We start from the raw sequence: 22,796 nt of genomic DNA, 5'->3' as shown, positions 1-22,796 counted from the left end.
AGCCCTGACCTGGTCAGATCCAGCGCGCGCCGATCTCGTCGTGGAGCTGCTGCGTCTTCTGCACGCGCAGCACGCCGTCCTCGACCGCAGTCTCCAGGCCGACCTCCCGCGCGATCGCGACGATCGCGTCGCGCTGCTCCGGGTGGTCGTCCGCGTCGCCGCCGTCCCAGAGCTCGAGCCACCGGTCGGTGGGGTCGTCGCTGCCGCAGTCGGCCCACACGCGGCAGATCCGATCGAGCTCGTCCTGCGTCATCGGGCGGGTCGGGGTCGCGTACATGGCGGGCTCCTGTGCTCGCTCGGCGTCGGTGAGAGGTCGGCTCACCCTAGTCCCGGGCCGGCGCCTCCGGCGCATCGGTTCGCGCCGACCTGGCTGCCCACCGCGCGGTGGACCCCGCCCGGTCGAGCGCGTCGTCGACGAAGGCGGCGAGGAGTGCGGCGACCTCGCTCGCGTGCGTCTCGAGCAGGAAGTGACCGGCGTCGTAGACGTGCACGGCGAGGGTCTCCATGACCTCGTGGTAGGCGACGACCTCGCGGATGTCGAAGAACGTGTCGAAGCGGCCCCAGAGGACCAGGCACGGGGGCTGGTGGCGCCGGTGGTAGGCGGCGATCGCGGGGAAGCGTGCGACGTGCGACCGGTAGTCGGTGAAGAGCCGGAACTGCAGGTCGGTCATGCCCGGGCGCGACAGCCGCCCCCAGTCGAGGTGCCACGACTCGGGCGGATGAAGCTCCTGGACGCTCGGAGGCGACCCGGCGAGGTACTGGTCCCGGGTCCCTTCGAAGGTCAGCCAGTCCGGGAGCGCCGCCCGGTTCTCCGGGGTCGGGTCGGCCCAGAAACGCCGGGCCGTGTCCCAGGTGTCCCCGAGGCCCGCGTCGTGGGCGTTGCCGTTCTGCACGACCAGTCCCAGCACGTGGCCGGGGTCGCGCATCGCCAGCGAGTACCCGACGGGAGTGCCGAAGTCGGTGACGTAGAGGACGTAGCGCTCGATCCCCAGGCTCGTGACCAGCGCCTCGATCACGTCCGTCAGGCGCTCGAACGTGTACTCCTCGGGCGGGAGGGCGTCGGAGAAGCCGAAGCCGGGAAGGTCGGGGGCGACGACGTACGCGTGGTCGGCGAGCACCGGCATCACGTCCCGGAACGAGTGGGACGAGGCGGGGAAGCCGTGCAGGAGCAGCACCGCGGTCGACGAGGGCACCCCGGCCTCGCGGTAGTGGATACCTACCCCGTCGACCTCCCGGGAGCGGTGCCGCGGCTTGGACGAGTGCTTCATCGGATCCTCCTGAGCGCTCCGAGCGACAGGTCGTGACCGTCCGCCCATCATAGGAAGGAGGCCTCGACCGGGCGGGCGTCTCAGCAGGCGAGCACCCTCGACCGCATGGCGGATGCGCCGTAGGATCGTGCCAACCATCCAGAGCGGTCGAGAGTCCTGGCTCGACGACACCGCAGCAACCCGCCGACGGAAGCCTCCCGAGGACAAAGGTGCTAACGCCAGGGTCGATGGAGCGACTAATGGTCTCAGAGGCATCCTTCGCGCACCGTCCGGGCAGCACGTGCCCGACGGCGGTCGCGCACGCACGCACCCCGGTCGGAGCGACGTCGTGAGCGTCGCGGACGCCGTCGGGCAGGCCCACGGCGGGGCCGCACGCCCCACGGTCTCGTTCGAGCTCATGCCCCCGCGGCGCCCGGACGCGGCGCCCAAGTTCTGGGAGACGGCGCGGCGGCTCGTCGCGACCCACCCCGACTTCGTGTCCGTGACGTACGGCGCGGCCGGGACCGACCGCGCGACCGCGCGCCAGGTCGTCGGCCGCCTGCTCCAGGGCACGCCCGTGCTGCCGATCGCGCACCTCACGTGCGTCGGGGCGTCGCGCGAGGACGTCGAGGAGGTCATCTCCGACTTCCTCGACGAGGGCGTGCGCAGCTTCCTCGCGCTGCGCGGCGACCCGCCGCGCGACCAGCCGGACTGGCAGCCCGCGCCCGACGGCGTGCGGTCGTCGACCGAGCTCGTCGCGCTCCTGCGCGAGGTCGAGGCGTCGCGCTGCGCGTCCGACCCGGCCGCGGCGCTGCGCGGCGCGGCCCGCCCGCTGACGATCGCCGTCGCGACGTTCTGCGACGGCAACCCCGCCGCCGGCACGACGCGCGCCCAGGAGGTGCGCCGCCTCTGGCAGAAGCAGCAGGCCGGCGCGAGCTTCGCGATCACGCAGCTCTTCTACGACGCGTCGTCGTACACCGACTTCGTCGCCGAGGCCCGCGCGGCCGGCGTGACGATCCCCATCCTCGCCGGGCTGCTGCCCACGACGGAGCCCGCGCGGCTCCGTCGCGTCGAGGAGCTCACGGGCGTGCGCGCGCCCCAGCACCTGCTGGACGCGCTCGACGCCCTGCCCGACCCGGAGGCGCAGCACGCCTACGGGATCGCGTACACCGTGGACCTCGCGCAGCGCGTCCTCGACGCGGGCACGCCCGGTCTGCACGTGTACACGTTCAACAAGCACCGCGCCGCTCTTGACCTGCTCGAGGGTGTCCACCTCGGCGGCGGGTCGGCCGGGACGGGAGGCAGCACCAGCGCTGCCGCCGCCCCGCTCGTCCCGGACCTGGCCAGCGGGCCGTGGGTCACCGGCACCTCCCTGCCCACGACGAGCGCCGCCACGCACGGCACGCCCGTCTGACCGGTCCTCCGGACCAGCAAGAGGTTTCGATCATGGCCACTTCCGTACCCTCCCCTACCCAGAACCCGGTCGGCTTCCCCGCCGGCACCGTGCTCGGCTACCCGCGCATCGGGCGCCGCCGCGAGCTCAAGAAGGCCGTCGAGGCGTTCTGGGCCGGCAAGACGTCGGTCGACGAGCTCGAGGCCACGGCCCGCGAGCTGCGCCTCGCGACCGTCCGCCGGCTCGTCGACCTCGGCCTCGGCGCCGACGACGCGTCCGTCCCCGGCTCGTTCTCCTACTACGACCAGGTGCTCGACGTCGCGGCCTCCCTCGGAGCGGTCCCGTCGCGGTTCGCGTCGCTCACCGACGACGCCGGCCGCCTCGACCTCGCGGGCCACTTCACCGTGGCGCGCGGCCAGGGCGACGACGCGCCGCTCGAGATGACCAAGTGGTTCGACACGAACTACCACTACCTCGTGCCCGAGATCGGCCCGGACACCCCGATCCGGTTCGTCGACGACCGCGTCGTGCGCGAGTTCGTCGAGGCCGAGGAGGCGGGCGTCGTGACGCGGCCCGTCGTCGTCGGGCCCGTGACGTTCCTCGCGCTGTCCAAGGCCGCCGACGACGCGCCCGCCGGGTACTCGCCGCTCGACCGCCTGGACGACGTCGTCGCCGCCTACGCCGACCTGCTGCGCGCGCTCGCCGCCGCGGGGGCACCCTGGGTCCAGCTCGACGAGCCGATCCTCGTCACCGACTCGGTCGACGTGCCGTTCACGGAGCTCGCGGCAGCGGTGGAGTCGGCCTACCGCACCCTCGCGACCGACCTCCGCCCCGTGTCGAACCCGGGGTCGCTCCCCACGGAGACCTCCGGGTCGGGAGCGATCCCGGGTTCGACGCAGGACGCGCGGCCCGCGATCCTCGTCGCGACGCCGTTCGGCGGGTTGGAGACGCCGGTCGACGCCGACGGCGGGACCCACGACTTCCTGGCGACGCTCGCGGGCACGGACGTCGAAGCGATCGCGATCGACGCCGTCCGGGCAGACCTTCCGGACTCGCCCTACGACGACCTCGTGTCGAAGACGCTCGTCGTCGGGGCGATCGACGGGCACAACATCTGGCGTGCCGATCTGTCCACGAAGCTCGACGTGCTCGATGCCGCACGCGACCTCGGTGCAGGCGCGGTCGCCGTCGGCACGTCGACGTCGCTGCTGCACGTGCCCCACGACGTGGAGGACGAGATGTTCGCCGAGGCGGGGACGGCGTCGGGCACCACGCTCGACCCCCGCCTGCGCGACTGGCTCGCGTTCGCGGACCAGAAGGTCGGCGAGGTCGCGACACTCGCGCGCGCGCTGACCGAGGGTCGCGACGCCGTCGCGACGGAGATCGAGGCGTCTCGCGCGGCGGTGGCCTCGCGCGCCGCGGCGAGCGGCGTCGTCGTGCCCGCGGTGCGCGAGCGCGCCGCCGCGCTGACCGACGCGGACTTCGCGCGCGGCGACTACGCCGAGCGTGCGGCCGCGCAGCAGGAGCGCCTGAACCTGCCGCCGCTGCCCACGACGACGATCGGCTCGTTCCCGCAGACGCCGGAGATCCGCCGCGCCCGCGCGCTGTGGACGAAGGGCGAGCTGTCGGACGCGGACTACACGACCGCGATGCGTGAGGAGATCGCGCGCGTCGTCGCGCTCCAGGAGGAGCTGGGCCTCGACGTCCTCGTGCACGGCGAGCCCGAGCGCAACGACATGGTGCAGTACTTCGCGGAGCACCTCGACGGGTTCGCCGTCACCGCGAACGGCTGGGTGCAGTCGTACGGGTCGCGCTGCGTGCGGCCGCCGATCCTGTGGGGCGACGTGACGCGCCCGGCGCCGATCACGGTCGAGTGGTCGTCGTACACGGCGTCGCTCACCGAGAAGCCCGTCAAGGGCATGCTCACCGGGCCCGTGACGATCCTCGCGTGGTCGTTCGTGCGCGACGACCAGCCGCTCGGCGACACCGCGAACCAGGTGGGCCTCGCGCTGCGCGACGAGATCGCGGACCTGGAGGCCGCCGGCATCGGGATCGTGCAGGTCGACGAGCCCGCGCTGCGCGAGCTCCTGCCCCTGCGCAAGGCCGACCAGCCCGCGTACCTCGACTGGTCGGTCGGCTCGTTCCGGCTCGCGACGTCGGGCGTGGCGGCGGCGACGCAGATCCACACGCACCTGTGCTACTCGGAGTTCGGCGAGGTCATCGGTGCGATCGACGGCCTCGACGCCGACGTGACGTCGGTCGAGGCGGCACGCTCGCGCATGGAGATCGTGCCCGAGCTGCGCGACGCCGGGTACGCACGCGGCATCGGGCCGGGCGTCTACGACATCCACAGCCCGCGCATCCCCTCGACGGAGGAGGTCACCGAGCTGCTGGAGCTCGCGGTGAAGTCGATCGACCCGAAGGTCGTGTGGGTCAACCCCGACTGCGGGCTGAAGACCCGCCGCTACGAGGAGACCGTGCCGTCGCTCGAGCACCTCGTCGCGGCCGCACAGGCGGTCCGGGCGACGCTCGGCTGACCCCGGACACGCCGGAGGCCGGGTTCCCGTCGGAACCCGGCCTCCGCGTCGCGTCGGTCAGCGCTCGGTCGTGCCCGTCCCCGCCATCGGGAGGGCGAACGCGAGCGTCGCGGCGAGGAGACCGCCGACGAAGAGCCACACGCCGCCGTCGACGCCGGACATGCCCGACCCCATGAGGACCAGACCCCCGACGAACAGGGCGAACGAGACGACGAACCGCGCCAGCGCGCCCGCGTGCCCGGGGATGTCGCGGCCTTCCGTCCCGGTGGGAAGGGGGCTGTCGGCCGCCTGCTCGCTGGTCGTGGTCATGGCGTTCTCCTTCTGAGGTCGGTGCGCGGGCCCGGACGTCGTCGTCGGCGACGATCAGTCCAGGTAGTTCTCCACCGTACCGGGGTCGCGCACGGTCGCCGCATCCGGGTCGCTCCCGAACTCGCGCGCGGCGTCGCGCTGGCGCAGCAGGTCCCAGCACTGGTCGAGCTCGACCTCGATCGCGTGCAGCCGCTCGTGCTCCTGCCTCCCGGTGATCTCCCCCTGCGCGAGCTGCTCGCGGAGCTCGCGCTCCTGCGCCACGAGGTCGCTGATCGTCCTGCGGATGCCGCCGTCGGTCGCCATGCGTCCACGGTATGCCCGACGGCGCACGTGCGCCCGGGAGGTCGGGCGCCGCGCGGGCGCGGCGTCGGCGGCACGGCCTAGGCTCGCCGCATGACGACGACGATCGGCCGCACGGTCCTGCTCTGCCGTGACCTCGACGCGAGCGCCGCGTTCTGGGCGGACGGGTTCGGGTTCGGCACGCTGTTCCGCGGCGAGACCGAGGGGTTCCCGCTGCTGCACGTCGGACCCGGCCGCGTCGACGAGCCCGGGCTGTGGCTCGTCCCGCTCCCCGCGGGCGGCGCACCGCTCGTGCGCCACGGCCTGCCGAACCTCGTGCTCTACGTCGACGACCTCGACGCGACCCTCGCGCGGCTCGCCGCCGTCGGGGTCGAGCCGTTCGTCGGCCCGGACGCCGACGCCGAGTCCGGGGACCGGTTCGCGCACGTCAACGACCCCGACGGGCACCGGGTCGTCGTCGTGCAGCTCGGTCCGGTGGGCGACCCCGCGTAGGAGCTACCGGGCCTGCACCCACGTCGCGTCGTCGGCGAGGATCGTCACCTCGTCGTCGTCGACCACGACGAAGCCGCCGCCGATGCGCAGCTCCGCCGTCGGGCGGTCGGGCGTGCGCAGCCGCACGCGCCCGGCCTTCAAGGTCGCCGCGACGGGCTGGTGCCGCGCGAGGATCCCGAGCGTGCCGGACACCGACGGCACCGTGACGCTGCGCGCCGGGCCCGACCAGAACACCCCGGACGGCACCACCACCTCGACGGACACCAGGCGCTCCCCCACGGGTGCGGCGGTCTCGGACGGTGACGGCGCGACGGGCACGGAGGATCCTCCTCGACGACGGGTGGCGGAGCCTCCGAGTCTCGCGCCCGAGCGCGCTTCGGACCCGCCGTCTTTCGTCCCTTCCCCGTCGCCGGAGGTCACCGGGCACGATGCGCGTGCCGAGCTCGGGGTCGCTCCCCACGCAGGGCGCATCCTGGGGAGGAACCCCGGTCTGGGCGGCCGGACGTCCCCGCGCGACCGGAATCACGTTGACGGCGGCGGTGTGCGAGGCGCACCATCGAGGGTGACGGTTGCCGAGGGCAGCCGTTCGTCGTGCCGGACGGCACGACCACGGATCAGGTCGCGCCGGACGGCGCGCCGCACGGGACGAGGAGACGCGGATGCACGGCACCGCAGGCTGCGGGGTGGCCATGACGGCCTGCTCGGGCGCCCTCCCCTCCCGCACCGTCACCCGCTGAGCCCTTCAGCCGGACGCCGACCCGGCGCCCCGCCCCGTCGAGCGCTGGGCATTCGTCGTCATGTCCCTGACGACAGATGACCCGCGCTCAGCAGGTCTTGGCGACGGCGGTCGCGGGCACGCCGTCATCCCCACCCTCCCCGCTCGGCCGAGCGGCGCCGTCGTGCGCCACGGCGACCCTGCGTCGTCGTGAGCCGACCGCCTGCGCCGCGGCACGCCGTCGGGCAGGGTGGGACCGTACCGACACGGAAGCCCTGAACCCATGATTCCCCTGACCGAGAAGCAGATCCGCGCGTCGTTCGTCAACGCGTCCAAGCGCGAGGCCGCGCAGGCGACCCTCCCCGAGCTCGACTCGCTCGACTGGGACCGCCTCGACTACCTCGGGTGGCGCGACCGCAAGGCGCCGCTGCTCGCGTACGCCGTCGTCGTGGTCGACGGCGAGCCCCGCGGCGTCCTGCTGCGCTCCACCGACGCCAAGACGGGCGGCATGCGCAAGCGTGCCGTCTGCGCGTGGTGCGAGGACGTCGTCGTGACGGACGACGTCAGCCTCTACGTCGCGCGGCGCGCCGGCGCCGCCGGGCGCCGCGGCAACACCGTCGGCACCCTCATCTGCACGCAGTTCCTGTGCTCGCAGAACGTGCGCCGCGCCCCGACCCGCACCGAGATCGGCGACGACGAGTCGATGCGCGAGCTGTTCGTCGAGCTCCGCGTCGACGGCCTCCGCGAACGCTCCGCCCGCTTCGTCACCGAGGTCATGCGCGACGCCTGACGCACCACGGCTCTACCTCGGCCCACCAGGGCTCTACCTCGGCGGAGCGGAGGGCGAGCCGGACGCCGAGGGCGAGGGCGGAGCGGGGGTGTGACGGGTCGTGGCGGGTCTGGCGGGAGCCGCGAGGGACGAGCGGCGGATGGAAGACCCGTCGCGCCCCCGCGGAGCCTTCGCCCGGACGGAACCCTCGGAACCGTCCCGCCACCACGGCCACCAGTTCCAGCGCCCGAGGAGCGTCATCGTCGCGGGGAGGAGGAGCCCGCGCACGACGGTCACGTCGAGCAGCACGGCGACGGCCATGCCGACTCCGACCTCCTTCATCGCGACGAGCTCGCCCGCCGCGAAGCCGAGGAACACGATGCCGATGGCGACGGCCGCCGTCGTGACGACCGGGCCGGTCGCGGTGATGCCGCGGAGCACGGCCCGGTCGTTGGCGGCGCGCGGGTCCTCCCCGGGCGTGCGGGCGCGCCACTCCTCGGCCGTGCGCGCGAGGAGGAACACCTCGTAGTCGGTGGACAGGCCGAACACGAGCATGCCGATGAGCAGGGGCGTCGTGACGTCGAGCGCGCCCCACGGCTCGAACCCGAGCAGCGAGGCGCCGACGCCGTGCTGGAACACGGAGACGAGCACGCCGAGCGTCGCGGCGAGCGTGAGCAGGTTGAGCACGAGCGCCTTGAGCGGCACGACGAGCGAGCCGGTGAGCAGGAAGAGGAGCGCGAACGTCGCGAGCACGACGACACCAGCGGCGAGCGGGAGGCGCTGCGCGAGGTGCTCCTGGGTGTCGACGACCTCGGCGGCCGGGCCGGCGACGTGCACGTCGAGGTCGCCGGTGTCGATCGCGCGGATCGCGCGCAGGAGGTTCTGGGCCTCGGCGGCGGTCGCGTCGCCGCCCTCACCGACGTCGGGAGTGACGTCGACGACGAGGACCTCGGGCGGGTAGTCGGTGTCCTGCATCGCGTCCTCGACGCCGGGCAGGGCCGCGACGCGGTCGAGGTAGGCGGACGCGGCCTCGTCGCCGCGGGGTGCCTCGACGAGCACGGTGATCGGGGTGACGCCGAGATCGGCGAAGCGCGAGGTGGACGCGTCGGCGGCGAGCCGCGCCTCGGCGTCGGCGGGCAGGGAGTGGACCTCGGAGCTGCCGAGCGTCATCGAGCCGAGCGGCACGGCGAGCGCGAGGAGGAGGGCCGTCGCGCCGAGCGTGACGAGCACGGCGTGCCGCTGCGCGGTGCGGGCGAGGCGGCCGAGCGTGCCGGCGCCGCCGCGCCCCGTCCACGGGTGGGACCACGTCCGCGCGCCCGGCGCGGGGATGGCGCGGTGCCACGTGGCGACGAGCGCGGGCACGAGCGTGAGCCCGGCGGCTGTCGCGACGAGCACGACGACGGCGCCGCCGACGGCCATGCCGGAGAGCAGCGAGTCGCCGAGCAGGAGCAGGCCGGTGAGGGCGATCGCGACGGCGAGCCCCGACGCCAGCACGGCGCGCCCGGCCGTCGCGAGCGTGCGCCCGACGAGCTCGTCGAGCGGGAGCCCCGGGTTCTCGGCGCGCTCCTCGCGGAAGCGCGCGAGCACGAGCAGGGAGTAGTCGACGGTGAGGCCGAGGCCGAGCAGCGTCACGACGTTCACGGCGAACTCGTTGACGGGCACGATCCCCAGCAGGCCGCTGAGCACGAGCAGCGCGACCGCGATCGCGGCGAGTGCGGACAGCAACGGCACCAGGCCCGCGCGCAGGCCACCGAGGACGACGACGAGCACGACCAGCAGGACGGCGATCGCCACGCCCTCGCCCACGGCGGCGTCGGTGATCGCCTGGTCGACGAACGCCTCCTCGGCGAGCAGCGCCCCGCCGACGAGGACCTCGGGGGTGTCGACGGTGTGGAGCGCGTCGGCGACCTGGTGCGCGAGGGCCAGCGCCTCGTCGTCGGACAGCGCGGGGTCGAGCTCGACGACGACCAGCGAGCCCTGGCCGTCGTCGGCGATGAGGCCGCCGCCCGTGTAGGCGTCGAACAGCTCGACGACGCCCGGCATCGCGCGGATGCCGTGCATGACCTCGCTCGCCTGGACGATCAGCTCCGTGGAGAAGTAGTCGCGCCCCGAGAGGACGGCGACGACGGTCTCGCCCTCGGGCTCGAGCTCGTCGAGGCGCTCCGCGGCGAGCGCGGAGGCGCTGCCGGGCGGGGCGGGCTCGACGTCGGTGGTCTTGTCGAAGACGGCGCCGCCGAGCACCGCGCCGAGGACGAGGAGGACGGCCCAGACGCCGAGGACGACGGCGCGACGGCGCGCGGCGAACCGTCCGGTCCGGTGCAGGAGGCGTCCGAGCGCCATGGGCTGTCCTCCTCGTCGAGGAACGTCGTGCGGGAGTCGTGCGAGGCCCCGCGGGAGCGAGGACGTGAGGTGAGCACCCTACGCGAGGGTGGGAGCGCCGTCGGACCACGCTCCGCCCGTGCGGGGGGCGCCTCGGGAGACCGAGGTGGAGAAGGGATGAGACGGGACGGGCGGGGACGGCTCGTGCTGCCGCCCCCGCCCGGTCCGTCCCGGGGCGGGCGACTCACGCCGCCCGCCCCGGGGTCTCAGCTCAGCCGCAGGACGCGGCCTCGTAGGCGACGTCCGCCTGGAACGTCAGGTCGCCGCCCGTCGCGGACACCTGGGCGGCGCCCGCCTCGACCGAGGTCGAGCGCGACGCGAACGACTGGTACGCGGAGGCACCCGGCTGGACGCCGGTCACCGTCTTCGTCCCGAACGGCGTCGTCAGCGTGATGTCGGCCGGCACCGTGTCGTCGTTCGTGGCACGGACCGCGACGTAGACCTTGCCCGCCATGCAGCGGGTCTGGACCGTCGTCGAGATCGCGAGCTCCTCGACCGGCTCGTCGGTCAGCGCCTTGAACCGGATGTTCCGGTAGTTGACCATCTCGCCGCTGCCGTGGTTCTGGATGCCGACGAAGCTGTTCACGAGCCGGGCCGGGTCGGTGCTCGTGAAGTCGTTGACGAGCACGTCGTTGAGGTAGATGCGGATGCGGTCCCCCTCGACCCGGATGTCGTACGCGTTCCACTGCCCGACCGGCTTGAGGGCGGCGTCACGGGCCGCCTCGTCGGCGCCCTGGAACGTGTAGACCGCGCCGGTGGTGCGGTCGTCGGCGTCCGTCGCGTCGATCTGGATCTCGTAGCCCTTGTTGACGGCCACCCACGGGTCGTCGCCCGGGTTCGGGAACCCGACGAACACGCCGCCGTTGTCGTCCTTCGTGAGCTTCCAGTCGAGCTTCAGGCTGTAGTTCTCGCCGAGCTCCTGGTCGTACCAGAGCAGGCCCATGCCACCCGCACCGCGGATCGAGCAGTCCTCCTGGCGGCCGAAGCCACCCGGACCGGCCATGCGCCAGCCCTCCTGGAGGCTCGCGAGGGTCCCGTCGTAGATCGCGGTGTAGCCGTCCTCGACCTCACCCGGCGAGCAGATGTCCGGGTTCTCGCCGATCGAGAGCACGTCGATGTTGATGTTGCCCTCGTCGCCGGTCTCGTACGCGAGCGTGATGGTGTTGACTCCGGCCTGGAGCTCGAGGTTGCGCGTCAGCACGCCCCAGTCCTTCCAGCTCCCCGTCGTGGGGAAGTTCCACTGACCGAGGTCCTGGCCGTTCACGTGCAGCGAGACGTTCTTCGCGCGCAGCGTCGTGTACGGGTGGATGCCGTTGGCGTAGCGCACGTTGACCGGGTAGGTGCCCGCCTCGGGGACGGTCACGGAGAACGTGCGGCCGGCGCCGACGCTCGTCATGCCCGCGGCGAAGCCGGAGCCCGAGTAGTTGCTGTGGTCCGAGCCGATGCTCGAGCTGCCGAGGGGCTGCGCGAGCTCCGCCTCGTACCAGCCGCGGTCGGCCGGGGCGACGTAGCCGGGGAGCGAGTTGAGCGTGTACCAGGCCTCGGTGCTGAGGAGCTCGGTGCCCTCCGCGGACGCGAACGGGCGCGGCGAGCGGATGTAGACGACGTGGCCGGGCTTGAGGCCGTCGATCTTCAGCGTGACGGTCGTGCGGTCCTCGGACACCGTGGCGTCGGTGACGAAGAGGGGCTCCTCGTCGACCTTCGGGCCGCCGTACTGCTGCGTCGGCACGTAGCGCCACTGCTTGACCTGGTAGGCGTCGGCGAGCTTCTCGACGACCTCGTCGGACACCGGGTCGGTGTACTCGATCTCGAAGCCGCCCTCGACCACGCGCATCTCCTTCATGTCGAAGGAGTCCTCGTTCACGGGCACGAGCTTCTGGAGGCCGAACCGGAGCTTGCCCGACTCGCCCCAGTTGCCGCCCTCACCGGTGCCGCCGGCGTACAGCGCGCCGTCGGGGCCGTAGATGACACGGTTCACGCCGACCTCGAGGCCCGCGGTGTGGCGGAAGACCGCACCCTGGAACTCGCCGTCGACCTTCTCGAGGAACGCGCGCTGGATGCCGCCGTACGTGACGTCGCCGAGCAGCATCTGGCCGGCGAACTCGCCGTCCTCGACGAGGATCGGGTTGCCCGGGGAGTTGGCGATCTCGTTCTGCGGGAGCCACACGGCCGGCGGGGCGACGGGGTTCGAGTCGAACGGCCCGGCCGGGTTCGTGTAGTGGTTGTAGAACTTGTCCTGCTGCACGTGGATGAGCTTGTTCGACGGGAGCCAGGCGCCCTGGTTGTCCGTCGCGAAGATCTCGCCCTCGGGGCCGAAGCCGATGCCGTTGGGCGTGCGGAGGCCGCCCGCGACGTAGGTGACCTCGCCGGTCTCACGGTCGATCTTGATCGACGTGCCGCGGTTGGCCGCCGGCTGCGGGTTGGTCGTCGCGCCGCCGTTGTTGATGGCGACGGACAGGTTGACGTAGAAGTAGTCCTCGTCGTGGATCAGGCCGAACGCGAACTCGTGGAAGTTGCCGCCGTCGGGCCACTCCGCGATCTTCGTGTGCTGGTCGTAGAAGCCGTCGCCGTCGGGGTCGGTGAGCTGCGTGAGCTGGTAGCGCTCCGAGACGAAGATCGAGTCCTCGACGACCTCGATGCCCATCGGGTTCAGCAGCTCGTCCGCGACCTTGGTCGCCGTGACGTCCTCGGGGCCGTCGGCCGTGGTGACGCCGTCGAGGAAGTACACCTCGCCGGACACCGGGTCCGGACGCCAGCCGCCGGAGCTGACCTCGCCCGTCGTCACGACGGCGAGCTTCTCGTCCGGCGTGAACGCCAGACCCGAGACCTTCGGCTCGAAGCCCGCGGGGCGCAGGTCGACGAGGTCGTAGTTGGGGTTGACCGTGTCGAGGCGCAGACCGTCGCCGGCCGTGTCGGTGGCGCCCTCGCAGTACTTGTACCCGGGCGCGGTCACGCGCACGACGCCGGCCTCGGTGCTGAGCGCCGAGGTCGGGATCACCTGGAAGGAGGAGCTGCCCGGCGTCTTCCACGCGAGCGTGAGGCGCTGCTTGTCGCCGCCCTCGTAGTAGTCGACCCGGAGGTCGTGCACGCCCGCCGTGAGGGTCGCGCTGCCCTCGACGGAGGTCGAGTCGTTCGGGCCGTCGTTCTCGACGACGAGCTGGCCGTCGATGTAGACGAGCGCCCCGTCGTCGTTGGTCACGCGGAACTGGTACTGACCGTCGGCGGGGACGTGCAGGTTCGCGCTGACCTGCGAGATGAAGTTGTCCTCCGCGCCGAACTGCTCGGCCGTCGACCAGTCGATGGTCGGCATGAGCTTGTCGACGTTGGGCGTCTGGCCGGACTTGAGGGTGCAGACGGCCCCGGGGTTCTGCGCGAGCTGGAAGGTGCGCAGCGTGACGCCGGGCTCCTGCTCGGGAAGGTCGGCCGCGGCGGGGACGGCCCAGCCCGCGACGACCACGGCGCCGAGGGTGAGGGCGGCCGCGCCGCGTCGGTACCTGATCCGGCGGGACACCGGCAGGCTGGTGCGTTCGAGCATCGTTGCTCCCTAATACTCGGTCGGACTTCGAGTCCACGGAGCGTAACCCCTGCCTGGCTCCGTCGATGACAACGCTGGACAGGCTAGCCCTCGTTCTATCGATGTGTCTACAACTTCCGACTCGTGATCGACAAAAGTGCTCTGGCCTGCCCGGACGTACGCTCGGAGGCATGGGCGCACGCCACGGCGACATCGCCGACAGCACCGCGTCCCGGCCGTTCGCGCAGGTCGACGTGTTCACCGAGGTCCCGACCCTCGGCAACCCCGTCGCGGTCGTGCTCGACGGCGACGGGCTCACCGACGAGCAGATGGCCGCGTTCGCCCGCTGGACGAACCTCTCGGAGACGACATTCCTCCTGCCGCCCAGCCCCGACGGGGCCGCCGGCGGCGCCGACTACCGCCTGCGGATCTTCACCCCCGGCGGCGAGCTGCCCTTCGCCGGGCACCCGACGCTCGGCTCGGCCCACGCGTGGCTCGAGGCGGGCGGCGCGCCCCGGGCGGGCGACGCCGTCGTGCAGGAGTGCGGCGTCGGGCTGGTGACGATCCGGCGCGAGGTGCGCGCCGCCGTCGCGCCGGACGACGAGCCCGAGGACACCGGGAGGCTCGCGTTCGCTGCGCCCGACCTGCTCGCCGACGAGCCGGTGCCGGCCGACGACCTCGCCGCGATCGTCGCCGCGCTGGGCGTCCCGGACGACGCCGTGCTCGACCACCGCGTCCTCGACAACGGGCCGGGCTGGCGCGTCGTGCTGCTCGACTCCGCCGACCGCGTCGCCGGGCTCGCGCCGGACTGGTCGAGGCTGCGCGTCGAGCACCCGGACCTCTCCGTCGGGGTCGCCGGGCTGTACGGGGACGACGGCGGCCCTGACGGCGCGGCGGTCGAGGTCCGGGGGTTCGCGCTCGCCATGGGCATCCCGGAGGACCCGGTCACCGGGAGCCTCAACGCCGTCGTCGGGCAGTGGCTCGTGCGCGACGGCCGCCTCCCGGATCGCTACGTCGCAGCCCAGGGCGCCGCGCTCGGCCGGGCCGGTCGCGTGCACGTCGAGCGCGACCGCTCGGGGACGGTCTGGGTCGGCGGCGCGAGCGTCACGTGCGTGGCGGGGACCGTCCGCCTCTGACCCTGCGCCGGTGACGGGTCGAGGCCTCGCCGCCGAACCCGGGGACATCGCCGGGTCCGGCGCTCGGTCCCGGCGATATCCACGGGCTCGGCGGGCCCCGGGCTCCGTAGACTGGGGCAAGTGTCAAGAACCCCACCTGTTTCCGGGTCCGACCGCGCCCTGACGGACCGCGCGGTCGTCGCGCGCGCCCGCTGGGCACTCATGGTGCAGTTCGGGCTGTTCGGGGTCATCGGCGCGTCCTGGATGAGCCGACTGCCCTCGGTGCGGGAGGCGCTCGGGATCAGCGCCAGCCAGCTCGGCCTGCTGCTCGTCGTCGGCGGCCTGGGGTCGCTCGTGTCCGTGGTGTCCGCGGGCGCGGTCGTGGCACGGTTCGGCAGCCGCACGACGCTCGTCGTCGCGACGGTGGGGAACGTCGTCGGGTTCGGGCTCGTCGCGCTCGGGACCGGGACGGGCGGGGTCGTCCTCTTCGCGGCCGGGGCGTTCCTCAACGGCGTGTGCGGCGCCCTGACCAACGTGCCGATCAACATCTGCGCGGCGTCCGTCGAGCAGCACGTGGGGCGGGCGATCCTGCCCCACTTCCACGCCGCGTTCTCGATCGGCGCCGCGTGCGGCGCGCTCGTCGCGGCCGCGTTCTCGTGGGCGCACGTCGGCATCACGGCGCAGATCCTCGTCGTGACGCTCGCCGTCACGGTGGCCCGCGCCGCGCTCATCGCCCCCGCGACCGCGCTCGCGCCCGACCGGGTCGCTCCCGGCGCGCCTGCGCCGTCGGGCGCCACCGACCCGGACGACGACGGCGCCGCGCCCGCAGCCGCGACCTCGCCGCGCCGCGGGGCCGGGGTCCGCGCCGCGCTCGCCGCGTGGCGCGAGCCGCGCACGCTGCTGATCGGGCTCGTGCTGCTCGCGTCGTCGCTGTCCGAGGGGTCGGCGGGCAACTGGCTCTCCATCGCGGTCGTCGACGGGTTCGAGGTGCGCGAGGCGCTCGGCGCCGTCGCGTACGGCACGTTCGTCGGCGCGATGACGGTGTTCCGGTTCGCCGGGACGGGCCTCATCGACCGGTTCGGGCGCGTGTCGGTGCTGCGCGCGTCGGGCGTCTCGGCGCTCGTCGGCCTGCTCGTCTTCGGCCTCGCGCCGAGCCTGCCGCTCGCGTGGGTCGGGATCGTCCTGTGGGGCTGCGGAGCGGCGCTCGCCAACCCCGTCGCCATCGCCGCGGCGTCCGACGACCCCGCCCACGCCGCGCCGCGCGTCGCCGTCGCGACGTCGTTCTCGACCGTCGCGATGCTCACCGCGCCGCCGCTGCTCGGCCTGCTCGTCGACCAGGTCGGGGCCCGCCACATGCTCCTGGTCATCTGCGCCGCGACCGTCCTGTCGCTCGCCGTGGCCGGGCAGGTGCGCCCGCTCCCCCGACCGGCGCCCCACCCCGTCACGACGACCCTCGCGGAGGACGCCGAGCCCGCGAGGTAGGACCACGACCGTCCACCTCGGCCGCGGTGCCTGGTCGCATGACCGAGAATCGACCCGTGGAGCTCGCCGAGAAGGCCGCGACGCTGCGGCGTGAGGCGCGCGAGCGCGCCCTGGCCCGGCCGCGGCAGCCGTTCGCGGGGACGGTCCGGGACGAGGCCCGGGACGGCGTCGCGATGCGCCGGTACGTGCCGGAGGCGCACGACGCCGGCGCCGCGGTCATGTTCCTGCACGGCGGGTACGGGCTGTTCGGGGACCTGGAGCTCCAGGACGCCTCGTGCCGGCGCATCGCGACCGCGCTCGCGTCCGTCGTCGTCTCCGTCGACTACCGGCTCGCGCCCGAGGGCACGCTCGCCGAGGCGGCAGGCGACGCGCTCGTCGCGCTCGCGCTCCTCGCCGCGGAAGGGGTCGAGCGGGTGGCCCTGTTCGGCGACTCCGCGGGCGGGACGGTCGCCGTCGCGGCCGCCCGCCGGGCGCACGGGACGCCGCTCGCGCCGGCGTGGCTGGCGCTGACGAACCCCAACCTCGACCTCACGCTCGGGTCGTTCGACCGGGATCGGCCGGGTGGGCCCGACGCCGCGCTGTCCGCCGCGTCGTTCCGCGCGTGGGCGCGGGTGGGGCACCTCGCGGACGCGCCGCGGTTCGACGTCGACGCGTCGGCGCTCCCGCCGACGTTCCTCGCGGTCGGTGACCAGGACACCCTGCTCCCCGAGGCCCGGACGCTCGCGGCGTCGTGCGCGCGCGACGGCGTCCGGTGCGAGCTCGTCGAGGTGCCCGGAGCGAGCCACGGGTTCCTCGGCGGCGACGACGGGCCCGCGGTGCTCGCCGACCTCCGGGCGTTCGTGCGCGACGTCTGACCGCGCACGCGCGAGAGCCCCGCCCGCGGGTGCGCGGACGGGGCTCTCGGTGCCGGGTGACTCAGCCGCGCAGGCCGAGGATCGACGTGTAGCTGCGCCGGGCGTTGCCGAACGAGTCGACCGGGTTCGGCGGGACGGCGGTCGTGGGGGCGTTGTCCTGCTCCCAGATGCCCCAGCGCGTGCCGCGTGCCTTCGTCGCACGGAGGAACTCGCGGTAGGGCAGGTCGCCCGCGTCGAACTCGATGATGTCGAACCCGTTCGGGTTCGCCTCGTTGCGTGCGCCGTCCTTGAGGTGCAGGAGCGGGTAGCGGTGCGGGTTGTTGCGCACGTAGTCGATGGGCTCGAAGCCGGGGAAGCGGTACTGACCCACGAAGGCCCAGTAGACGTCCATCTCGAGGAACACGTGGCGGGGGTCGGTGTTGTCGAAGAAGACGTCGTACAGACGCACCTCCGGCTGGTCCGTCGCGAACGCGAACTCGCCCGCGTGGTTGTGCTGGTAGAGCTTGAGCCCTGCCGCGCTCGCCTGGGCGCCCCAGGCGTTGAACTCGTCCGCGGCGGCGCGGTACCCGTCGACCGTGTTGACGTTCGTCGGGGCGTTCGCGGTGCCGACGTGCGGCATGCCGAGGATGTTGGCGATCTCGAGCTGGCGCGGGAGGTCGTTGCGCAGCGCGTTGAGGCTGACGTGGGAGCCGACGGCGCGCAGCCCGTTGTCGTCGAGGAGCTGGCGGATCTCCTCCGGGGTGATCGCGCCGACCTGGCCCTGGGTGTAGCCGGCGAACTCGATCTCGGAGTAGCCGATGTCCGCGAGCTGCTCGAACACCGCGCGGAACCCGAGGCTCGAGACCTTGTCACGGATCGAGTAGAGCTGGATGCCGATCTTGCCCGGGGGGACCAGGCGACCGTTGCCCGCGGCCGCGAGCGGCCCGGCCGCGGTCGGAGCGGGGGCGGCGTTGGCCACCGGGGCGACGGCGGCACCGAGGCCGACGGCCACGGTCGACGTCGCGAGCGCCTTGATCAGGCTGCGGCGCGTCATCTGAGACTTGCTCATCGTCTCTCCTTCGAGGGATGTGACGGTGCGGCTCGGGCGAGCCGCACCGCGGTGGTACAGGTCGGCAGCGAGTCAGCGGCACGCGGCGCTCGTCGTCACCGACGACAGGTCCTCGGGCGGTCCGCTTGGTCGTCCGTCCTGGTCAGGGCCGAACAGCACCCTGCGTGTGGTCCTCCTCGTCTCGTCCTCGAGCGAGTCCTCCGCACGTCGGCGTGCCGGAGGAGCGCGTCCAACCGTGCCAGGCGGCCATTCACCTACCACCCGGTCGTCATCCTACGAGACTTCTGTCGGGTGTCAATCAAAAGGTGAAGGTCCTCCGTCATGGCGCCGCACCGCGCTCGTCGGCGTCCGGTCAGCGCGCGAGCCACTCCTTGCGCTCCGCGGGCGGCAGCTTCTCCACCGCGGCGCGCAGCACGTCGCGCGGCATGGTCGCGGCATGGTCCTCGAGGAACGCGCGCAGCCGCTCGGGCTCGACGTCACCCGCGTGGCGCAGCATCCAGCCGACGCCCTTCTGCACGTACGGCTCGGGGTCGTCGACGAGGACCCCGGAGAGCCGGAACGTGTCGTCGACCTGGCCGCGGCGCAGGAAGGCGGCCGTCGCGACGATCGCGGTGCGCCGACGCGGCCAGTCGGGCGCCTGGGCGAGGCTGTCGAGGACGTCGCGCGGCCGGTCGAGGAGCCATGAACCGAGCACCTGGTACGCGGTGAGGTCCACCAGGTCCCACGTGTCGATCCGGTCGTGACGACGCAGGAAGAGCTCGACCAGCTCCGCGTGCCGCTCGACGGCTACGCGCCGGGCCGTCGCCGACTTGCCCATGATCGAGCAGCCGCCCGCGCGGACCTCGTGGACCCGGTCCTCGAGCAGCAGCTCGATCTGGTCCACCGGCAGGTCCAGCGCGCTCTTCGCGAGCGTGAACACGTCGCCCATCCTGACCCCGGCGAGCGTGTCGTCGCCGGGGAAGTAGCGGGCGTACGCGCGGCGCTGGGCCGCGGTCGCGCGCGCGAGCAGGTCGGCGCGGAAGTCGGTCGCCGTCGTGTACGGCGGCATCGTCCTCCTCCTCTCGTGCGGGCGGTCGCCCGCGGTCCTGCGGTCCGCGCCGCGGCGCGCCCGTGGTCCGTGCGCTCAGCGCGGCGCCATGCGGATCGCGCCGTCGAGGCGGATCACCTCGCCGTTGAGCATCGGGTTCTCGACGATCGCGCGCACCAGGTGCGCGTACTCCTCCGGGCGGCCGAGCCGGCTCGGGTGCGGCACCTGCGCGCCGAGCGACTCCTGCGCCGCCTCGGGCAGCGACGCCATCATCGGGGTGCGGAAGATGCCCGGCGCGATCGTCATGACCCGGATCCGGTGCTGCGCGAGGTCGCGCGCGAGCGGCAGCGTGAGGCCCGCGACGCCCGCCTTGGAGGCCGCGTAGGCGGCCTGGCCGACCTGGCCGTCGAACGCCGCGACCGACGCGGTCTGCACGACGACGCCACGCTCCTCCCCTGCCGAGCCCTCACCGTCGGGCCCCAGCGGGTCGAGCGCGAGCATGCGCTCGGCCGCGAGCCGGACGACGTTGAACGTCCCCACGAGGTTGACGTCCACGACCCGCCGGAACGCGTCGAGCGCGTGCACCCCGGACCTGCCGAGCACGCGCTGCGCGAGCACGATCCCGGCGCAGCTCACGACGACGCGCGCCCCGCCGAGGGCGTCCGCGGCGTCGAGCGCCCGCGCGACGTCGTCCTCGCTCGTCACGTCCGTGGGGACGAACCGCGCCGCGTCACCGAGCGCGTCGGCGACCGCGACGCCGTCGGACGACGCGAGGTCCGCGAGGACCACCCGCGCCCCCGCCGCGACCAGACCCTCCGCCGTCGCGCGCCCGAGGCCCGAGGCCCCTCCCGTCACCAGGGCGACCGTGCCCTCGATCCGCATGTCTCACCCTCCGTCACCTGCGCGGGCGCCGTCGCCCGCCCCGCTGACCGTACCCAGGTCGACCCGCAGGTCGCGAGATCGACCCACCGAAGGTCGATCTCGGACGCACGGGTCGATCTCACGGCGGCCCCGCGACGAGGTCAGTGCGACGGCATCTCCAGGCACCCGCCGTCGGCGATCGGGCCGCCCGCGTCGAGCGTCACGGCGTCGGGCGCGACCGCCCCGTACACGCAGCCGCCGGGGACCGCGACCCCCACACCGACGACCGGGACGACGTCGCCGAAGGCGTTCCTGTCCACGACCTGCACGTTCTCGAACCCCGCCGCGACGAGCGCGGCCGAGACCTCGTCGCCGTCGACGGCCGACCCGTCGGCGACCGGGTCGAGCGCGGCCTGGACGGCGGGCACCGCGAGCGCCGCCTCGGCGTCGGTCTCGGGCGTGCCCGTCCGCTGCCGGTACGCCTCGTTGGACGCGTCGAGCCCGGTCTCCTGCCCGACGGCGGTCGTGTCCTCGGCCGTCGCGGTGACCTCGGGCTCGGACGCGTCGTACGACTCGGCCCACCGCTCCATGGCGACCCCGACGAACAGGAAGTACCCCACGACGCCCACGCACGCGAAGATCACGAGCCCCACGACCACGCCGACGACGGCGCTCCCGAGGCGCGACGTGCCGTCGGTGCGAGTGTCGTCGAGGTCGGGCGTGGCCATGTCGCGAGTCTGACGGGCCGGGTGGTGGCCGGCGACCGCGGGCGCGGCCTCGACCCGAGATCTTCACATCTCGGGCGTCGTCGGGTGCAGGATGGGAGGCGAACCATCCCCGTCCGACCGTCAGGAGAGTCCCGCATGAGCCTGTACGACATCCCGTTCGACGCCATGGACGGGACGACGCACACCCTGCGCGAGCACGCGGACGACGTCGTGCTCGTCGTGAACGTCGCGTCGCGGTGCGGCCTCGCGCCGCAGTACGCGACGCTCGAGGCGATGCAGGAGAAGTACCGCGACCGTGGCTTCACCGTCATCGGGTTCCCGAGCAACCAGTTCCTCCAGGAGCTCGGCACCAACGAGGCGATCCAGGAGTTCTGCTCGCTGACGTACGGCGTGACGTTCCCCGTGGTCGACCGCGTCCGCGTCAACGGGCGCCACGCCCACCCGCTCTACCGGGAGCTGAAGAAGGCCGAGGACGCCGAGGGCAAGGCCGGCCGGGTCACGTGGAACTTCGAGAAGTTCGTCGTCGTGCCCGGCGGCGAGGTGCACCGCTTCCGCCCCCGCACCCTTCCCGACGACCCGGCGATCGTCGACCTCGTCGAGGCGCACCTGCCGCGCTGAGCGCGCGCCACCCTGCGGACGGTCGTGAGCGCGGTCCTCGCGCGGGGTGTCAGCGCACGACGAGCGCGGGGTGCCGCGCGTCGTCGACCCGCGCGACGACGTCGGCCACGTCCGCGGGGCACACCTCCCGCTCGTAGCGCGCGTACGCGTCGAGCGTCCAGGCGTCCTCCGCCGCGGTGCGGCGCGCGAGCGTCGGCGCGCGCAGCGCCAGGTGGACGGAGAGGTCGACGGCGAGCCCGCGGCCGAGGGCCAGCGCGCCGTCGAGCACGACGACGAGCCCCGGCTCCGCGGCGACGAAACCCGCGCGCGTCGACCGGCTCGTCGCGGGGTCGCGCAGGCTCGGCAGGTAGCGCCCGGACCCGCCCGGGCCGACGGCGTCGAGCACCTCGCGGTTGAGGCCCGCCACGTCGATCCACGCGTCGAGCAGCGCGTCCGGGTCCTCCCGGCCGTGCTCGAGCCGCAGCGACGCGGGGCGCCAGAAGTCCTGCACGCGCACCCGCGCGACGGGTCGGCCGGCAGCCCGCAGGGGCGCGACCAGCAGGTCCGCGAGCGCCTCGGGCCGTGCGGACGGGTGACCGTCGACGAGGAGCCGCACCGCGCCGTCGGGCCCCGTCGCCCGGTCGCGGCGCCGGAACCCGAGGACGAGGTCCACGACCCGGTCCACGAGGACGCCCTCGGTCACCGGTTCGACGCGCACGGCCGTCAGGACTCCTCGGCGCGCCGCAGCATCCCGCGGAGCGCGGTGTCCACGAGCGCGTCGACGTACTCGTCGGTCAGGGGGCCGCTGCGCCGGAGCCACCGGTTCAGCACGGGACCCCAGATGATGTCGGCCGCGACGTCGAGGTCCAGGTCGTCCGCGAGCTCCCCGGCCTCCTGCGCGCTGCGCAGCCTCGCCCGCTTGGCCTCGCGGAGCGGGGCGTCGAGGCGCTCGTGGTACGCCGCAGCCAGCGCCTCGTCGTGCGCGACCTCGGTGGCCAGCGCGCGCATCGGCTCGGCGAGGCGCGGGTCGTTCAGCTCGGCGACGGTCGCCCGGAGCACGAGGGTGAGGTCGGCCCGGAGGTCTCCGGTGTCGGGGAGCTGCGGCGTCTCGCCCTCCCCCGACTCGCTGAGGAGGAGGAACGCGTCGAAGAGGACGGCGGCCTTCGAGGGCCACCAGCGGTAGATCGTCTGCTTGCCGACGCCGGCGCGCGCGGCGATCCCCTCGATGCTCAGGCGTGCGTACGGCACCTCCTGGAGAAGCTCGAGCGTGGCCGTGAGGACGGCACGGCGGGAGCTCTCCTTGCGGCGTGCGGGATCGGGATGCGACATGCCTTCAGCGTAGCCGCAAAGAGACGAGACGTTCCGTCTTGTCAAACCGGGAACCATGGTCTACGGTCGCTCTCACAACGAGACGCAACGTCTCGTCTTA

At 73.6% G+C, this 22,796-nt stretch carries 21 protein-coding genes and 1 riboswitch; of the genes, 8 read left to right on the top strand and 13 right to left on the bottom strand.

The features are described from left to right. Window positions 1–13: 13 nt before the first annotated feature. Complete coding sequence (locus FB00_RS01110; RefSeq protein ID WP_047230974.1) at window positions 14–277, bottom strand: hypothetical protein; 264 nt, start codon at window positions 275–277, stop codon at window positions 14–16. A 46-nt stretch (window positions 278–323) separates the two neighbouring features. After that, window positions 324–1,268, bottom strand: a complete 945-nt coding sequence (locus FB00_RS01105; protein WP_047230973.1) for an alpha/beta fold hydrolase — start codon at window positions 1,266–1,268, stop codon at window positions 324–326. A 131-nt stretch (window positions 1,269–1,399) separates the two neighbouring features. Further along, a riboswitch (SAM riboswitch) is annotated at window positions 1,400–1,502 on the top strand. A 163-nt stretch (window positions 1,503–1,665) separates the two neighbouring features. Between FB00_RS01105 and FB00_RS01100 the strand changes: the two genes are divergently transcribed. After that, a complete protein-coding gene (locus FB00_RS01100) occupies window positions 1,666–2,661 on the top strand; it encodes a methylenetetrahydrofolate reductase (protein WP_082140886.1) in 996 nt (331 codons plus the stop codon). 32 nt (window positions 2,662–2,693) lie between these two features. After that, window positions 2,694–5,177, top strand: coding sequence for a 5-methyltetrahydropteroyltriglutamate--homocysteine S-methyltransferase (gene metE, locus FB00_RS01095; RefSeq protein WP_047230972.1), 2,484 nt, complete (start codon window positions 2,694–2,696; stop codon window positions 5,175–5,177). Between the two features lie 57 nt (window positions 5,178–5,234). Here metE and FB00_RS01090 read toward each other — a convergent pair whose 3' ends face one another. Beyond that, window positions 5,235–5,486, bottom strand: coding sequence for a hypothetical protein (locus FB00_RS01090; RefSeq protein WP_231581656.1), 252 nt, complete (start codon window positions 5,484–5,486; stop codon window positions 5,235–5,237). 54 nt (window positions 5,487–5,540) lie between these two features. Further along, window positions 5,541–5,789 carry a DUF2630 family protein gene (locus FB00_RS01085; RefSeq protein WP_047230971.1) on the bottom strand — a complete coding sequence of 83 codons (249 nt, stop codon included), beginning with the start codon at window positions 5,787–5,789 and terminating at the stop codon, window positions 5,541–5,543. 90 nt (window positions 5,790–5,879) lie between these two features. Between FB00_RS01085 and FB00_RS20820 the strand changes: the two genes are divergently transcribed. Further along, the gene (locus tag FB00_RS20820) at window positions 5,880–6,278 is read left to right on the top strand and encodes a VOC family protein (protein WP_052877343.1); all 399 of its coding nucleotides are present in this window, start codon (window positions 5,880–5,882) and stop codon (window positions 6,276–6,278) included. Between the two features lie 3 nt (window positions 6,279–6,281). On the opposite strand, the gene atpC is transcribed toward FB00_RS20820, so the two are convergent. Next, entirely contained in the window at window positions 6,282–6,596 is a 315-nt protein-coding gene (gene atpC / locus FB00_RS01075; protein ID WP_052877342.1) for an ATP synthase F1 subunit epsilon, read from the bottom strand. A 680-nt stretch (window positions 6,597–7,276) separates the two neighbouring features. On the opposite strand from atpC, the gene FB00_RS01070 reads away from it, so the two are divergent. Continuing rightward, entirely contained in the window at window positions 7,277–7,783 is a 507-nt protein-coding gene (locus tag FB00_RS01070) for an FBP domain-containing protein (RefSeq protein WP_047230970.1), read from the top strand. A 33-nt stretch (window positions 7,784–7,816) separates the two neighbouring features. Here the strand turns inward: FB00_RS01070 and FB00_RS01065 are convergent, their stop codons facing one another. Beyond that, window positions 7,817–10,102 (bottom strand): MMPL family transporter, encoded by a 2,286-nt coding sequence (locus FB00_RS01065; RefSeq protein WP_052877341.1) that lies wholly within the window; start codon window positions 10,100–10,102, stop codon window positions 7,817–7,819. A gap of 250 nt (window positions 10,103–10,352) precedes the next feature. Continuing rightward, a complete protein-coding gene (locus tag FB00_RS01060; protein WP_082140832.1) occupies window positions 10,353–13,676 on the bottom strand; it encodes a family 16 glycoside hydrolase in 3,324 nt (1,107 codons plus the stop codon). A 170-nt stretch (window positions 13,677–13,846) separates the two neighbouring features. Here FB00_RS01060 and FB00_RS01055 point away from each other — a divergent pair, with 170 nt between their 5' ends. The 3 genes from FB00_RS01055 to FB00_RS20815 all read left to right on the top strand — a co-directional run bounded on the left by FB00_RS01055 (window position 13,847) and on the right by FB00_RS20815 (window position 17,106). Continuing rightward, window positions 13,847–14,791 (top strand): PhzF family phenazine biosynthesis protein, encoded by a 945-nt coding sequence (locus FB00_RS01055; RefSeq protein ID WP_047230969.1) that lies wholly within the window; start codon window positions 13,847–13,849, stop codon window positions 14,789–14,791. Window positions 14,792–14,911: 120 nt separating this feature from the next. Continuing rightward, window positions 14,912–16,252, top strand: a complete 1,341-nt coding sequence (locus tag FB00_RS01050) for an MFS transporter (protein WP_156186247.1) — start codon at window positions 14,912–14,914, stop codon at window positions 16,250–16,252. Window positions 16,253–16,290: 38 nt separating this feature from the next. After that, a complete protein-coding gene (locus tag FB00_RS20815; RefSeq protein WP_082140831.1) occupies window positions 16,291–17,106 on the top strand; it encodes an alpha/beta hydrolase in 816 nt (271 codons plus the stop codon). A 61-nt stretch (window positions 17,107–17,167) separates the two neighbouring features. On the opposite strand, the gene FB00_RS01040 is transcribed toward FB00_RS20815, so the two are convergent. From FB00_RS01040 to FB00_RS01025, 4 genes are all read right to left on the bottom strand, one after another. Continuing rightward, window positions 17,168–18,154 (bottom strand): sugar phosphate isomerase/epimerase family protein, encoded by a 987-nt coding sequence (locus FB00_RS01040; RefSeq protein ID WP_047230968.1) that lies wholly within the window; start codon window positions 18,152–18,154, stop codon window positions 17,168–17,170. A gap of 352 nt (window positions 18,155–18,506) precedes the next feature. Beyond that, the gene (locus FB00_RS01035) at window positions 18,507–19,202 is read right to left on the bottom strand and encodes a DNA alkylation repair protein (RefSeq protein WP_052877338.1); all 696 of its coding nucleotides are present in this window, start codon (window positions 19,200–19,202) and stop codon (window positions 18,507–18,509) included. A 75-nt stretch (window positions 19,203–19,277) separates the two neighbouring features. Beyond that, the gene (locus FB00_RS01030) at window positions 19,278–20,063 is read right to left on the bottom strand and encodes an SDR family NAD(P)-dependent oxidoreductase (protein WP_047230967.1); all 786 of its coding nucleotides are present in this window, start codon (window positions 20,061–20,063) and stop codon (window positions 19,278–19,280) included. 140 nt (window positions 20,064–20,203) lie between these two features. Then, window positions 20,204–20,770 carry a DUF6993 domain-containing protein gene (locus FB00_RS01025; protein WP_047230966.1) on the bottom strand — a complete coding sequence of 189 codons (567 nt, stop codon included), beginning with the start codon at window positions 20,768–20,770 and terminating at the stop codon, window positions 20,204–20,206. A gap of 135 nt (window positions 20,771–20,905) precedes the next feature. On the opposite strand from FB00_RS01025, the gene FB00_RS01020 reads away from it, so the two are divergent. Then, window positions 20,906–21,388, top strand: coding sequence for a glutathione peroxidase (locus FB00_RS01020; protein ID WP_047230965.1), 483 nt, complete (start codon window positions 20,906–20,908; stop codon window positions 21,386–21,388). Window positions 21,389–21,437: 49 nt separating this feature from the next. On the opposite strand, the gene FB00_RS01015 is transcribed toward FB00_RS01020, so the two are convergent. Together FB00_RS01015 and FB00_RS01010 are read right to left on the bottom strand one after the other, a co-directional pair. After that, entirely contained in the window at window positions 21,438–22,085 is a 648-nt protein-coding gene (locus tag FB00_RS01015; RefSeq protein WP_052877337.1) for a uridine kinase, read from the bottom strand. A 5-nt stretch (window positions 22,086–22,090) separates the two neighbouring features. Continuing rightward, window positions 22,091–22,696, bottom strand: a complete 606-nt coding sequence (locus tag FB00_RS01010) for a TetR/AcrR family transcriptional regulator (RefSeq protein ID WP_047230964.1) — start codon at window positions 22,694–22,696, stop codon at window positions 22,091–22,093. Window positions 22,697–22,796 lie beyond the last annotated feature (100 nt).

Origin of the sequence: Cellulosimicrobium funkei, assembly GCF_001019615.1 — a bacterium.
Taxonomy (GTDB): domain Bacteria; phylum Actinomycetota; class Actinomycetes; order Actinomycetales; family Cellulomonadaceae; genus Cellulosimicrobium; species Cellulosimicrobium cellulans_E.
The sequence above is the reverse complement of the archived record's forward strand: the minus strand, read 5'-3'. Positions and strand labels throughout refer to the sequence as shown.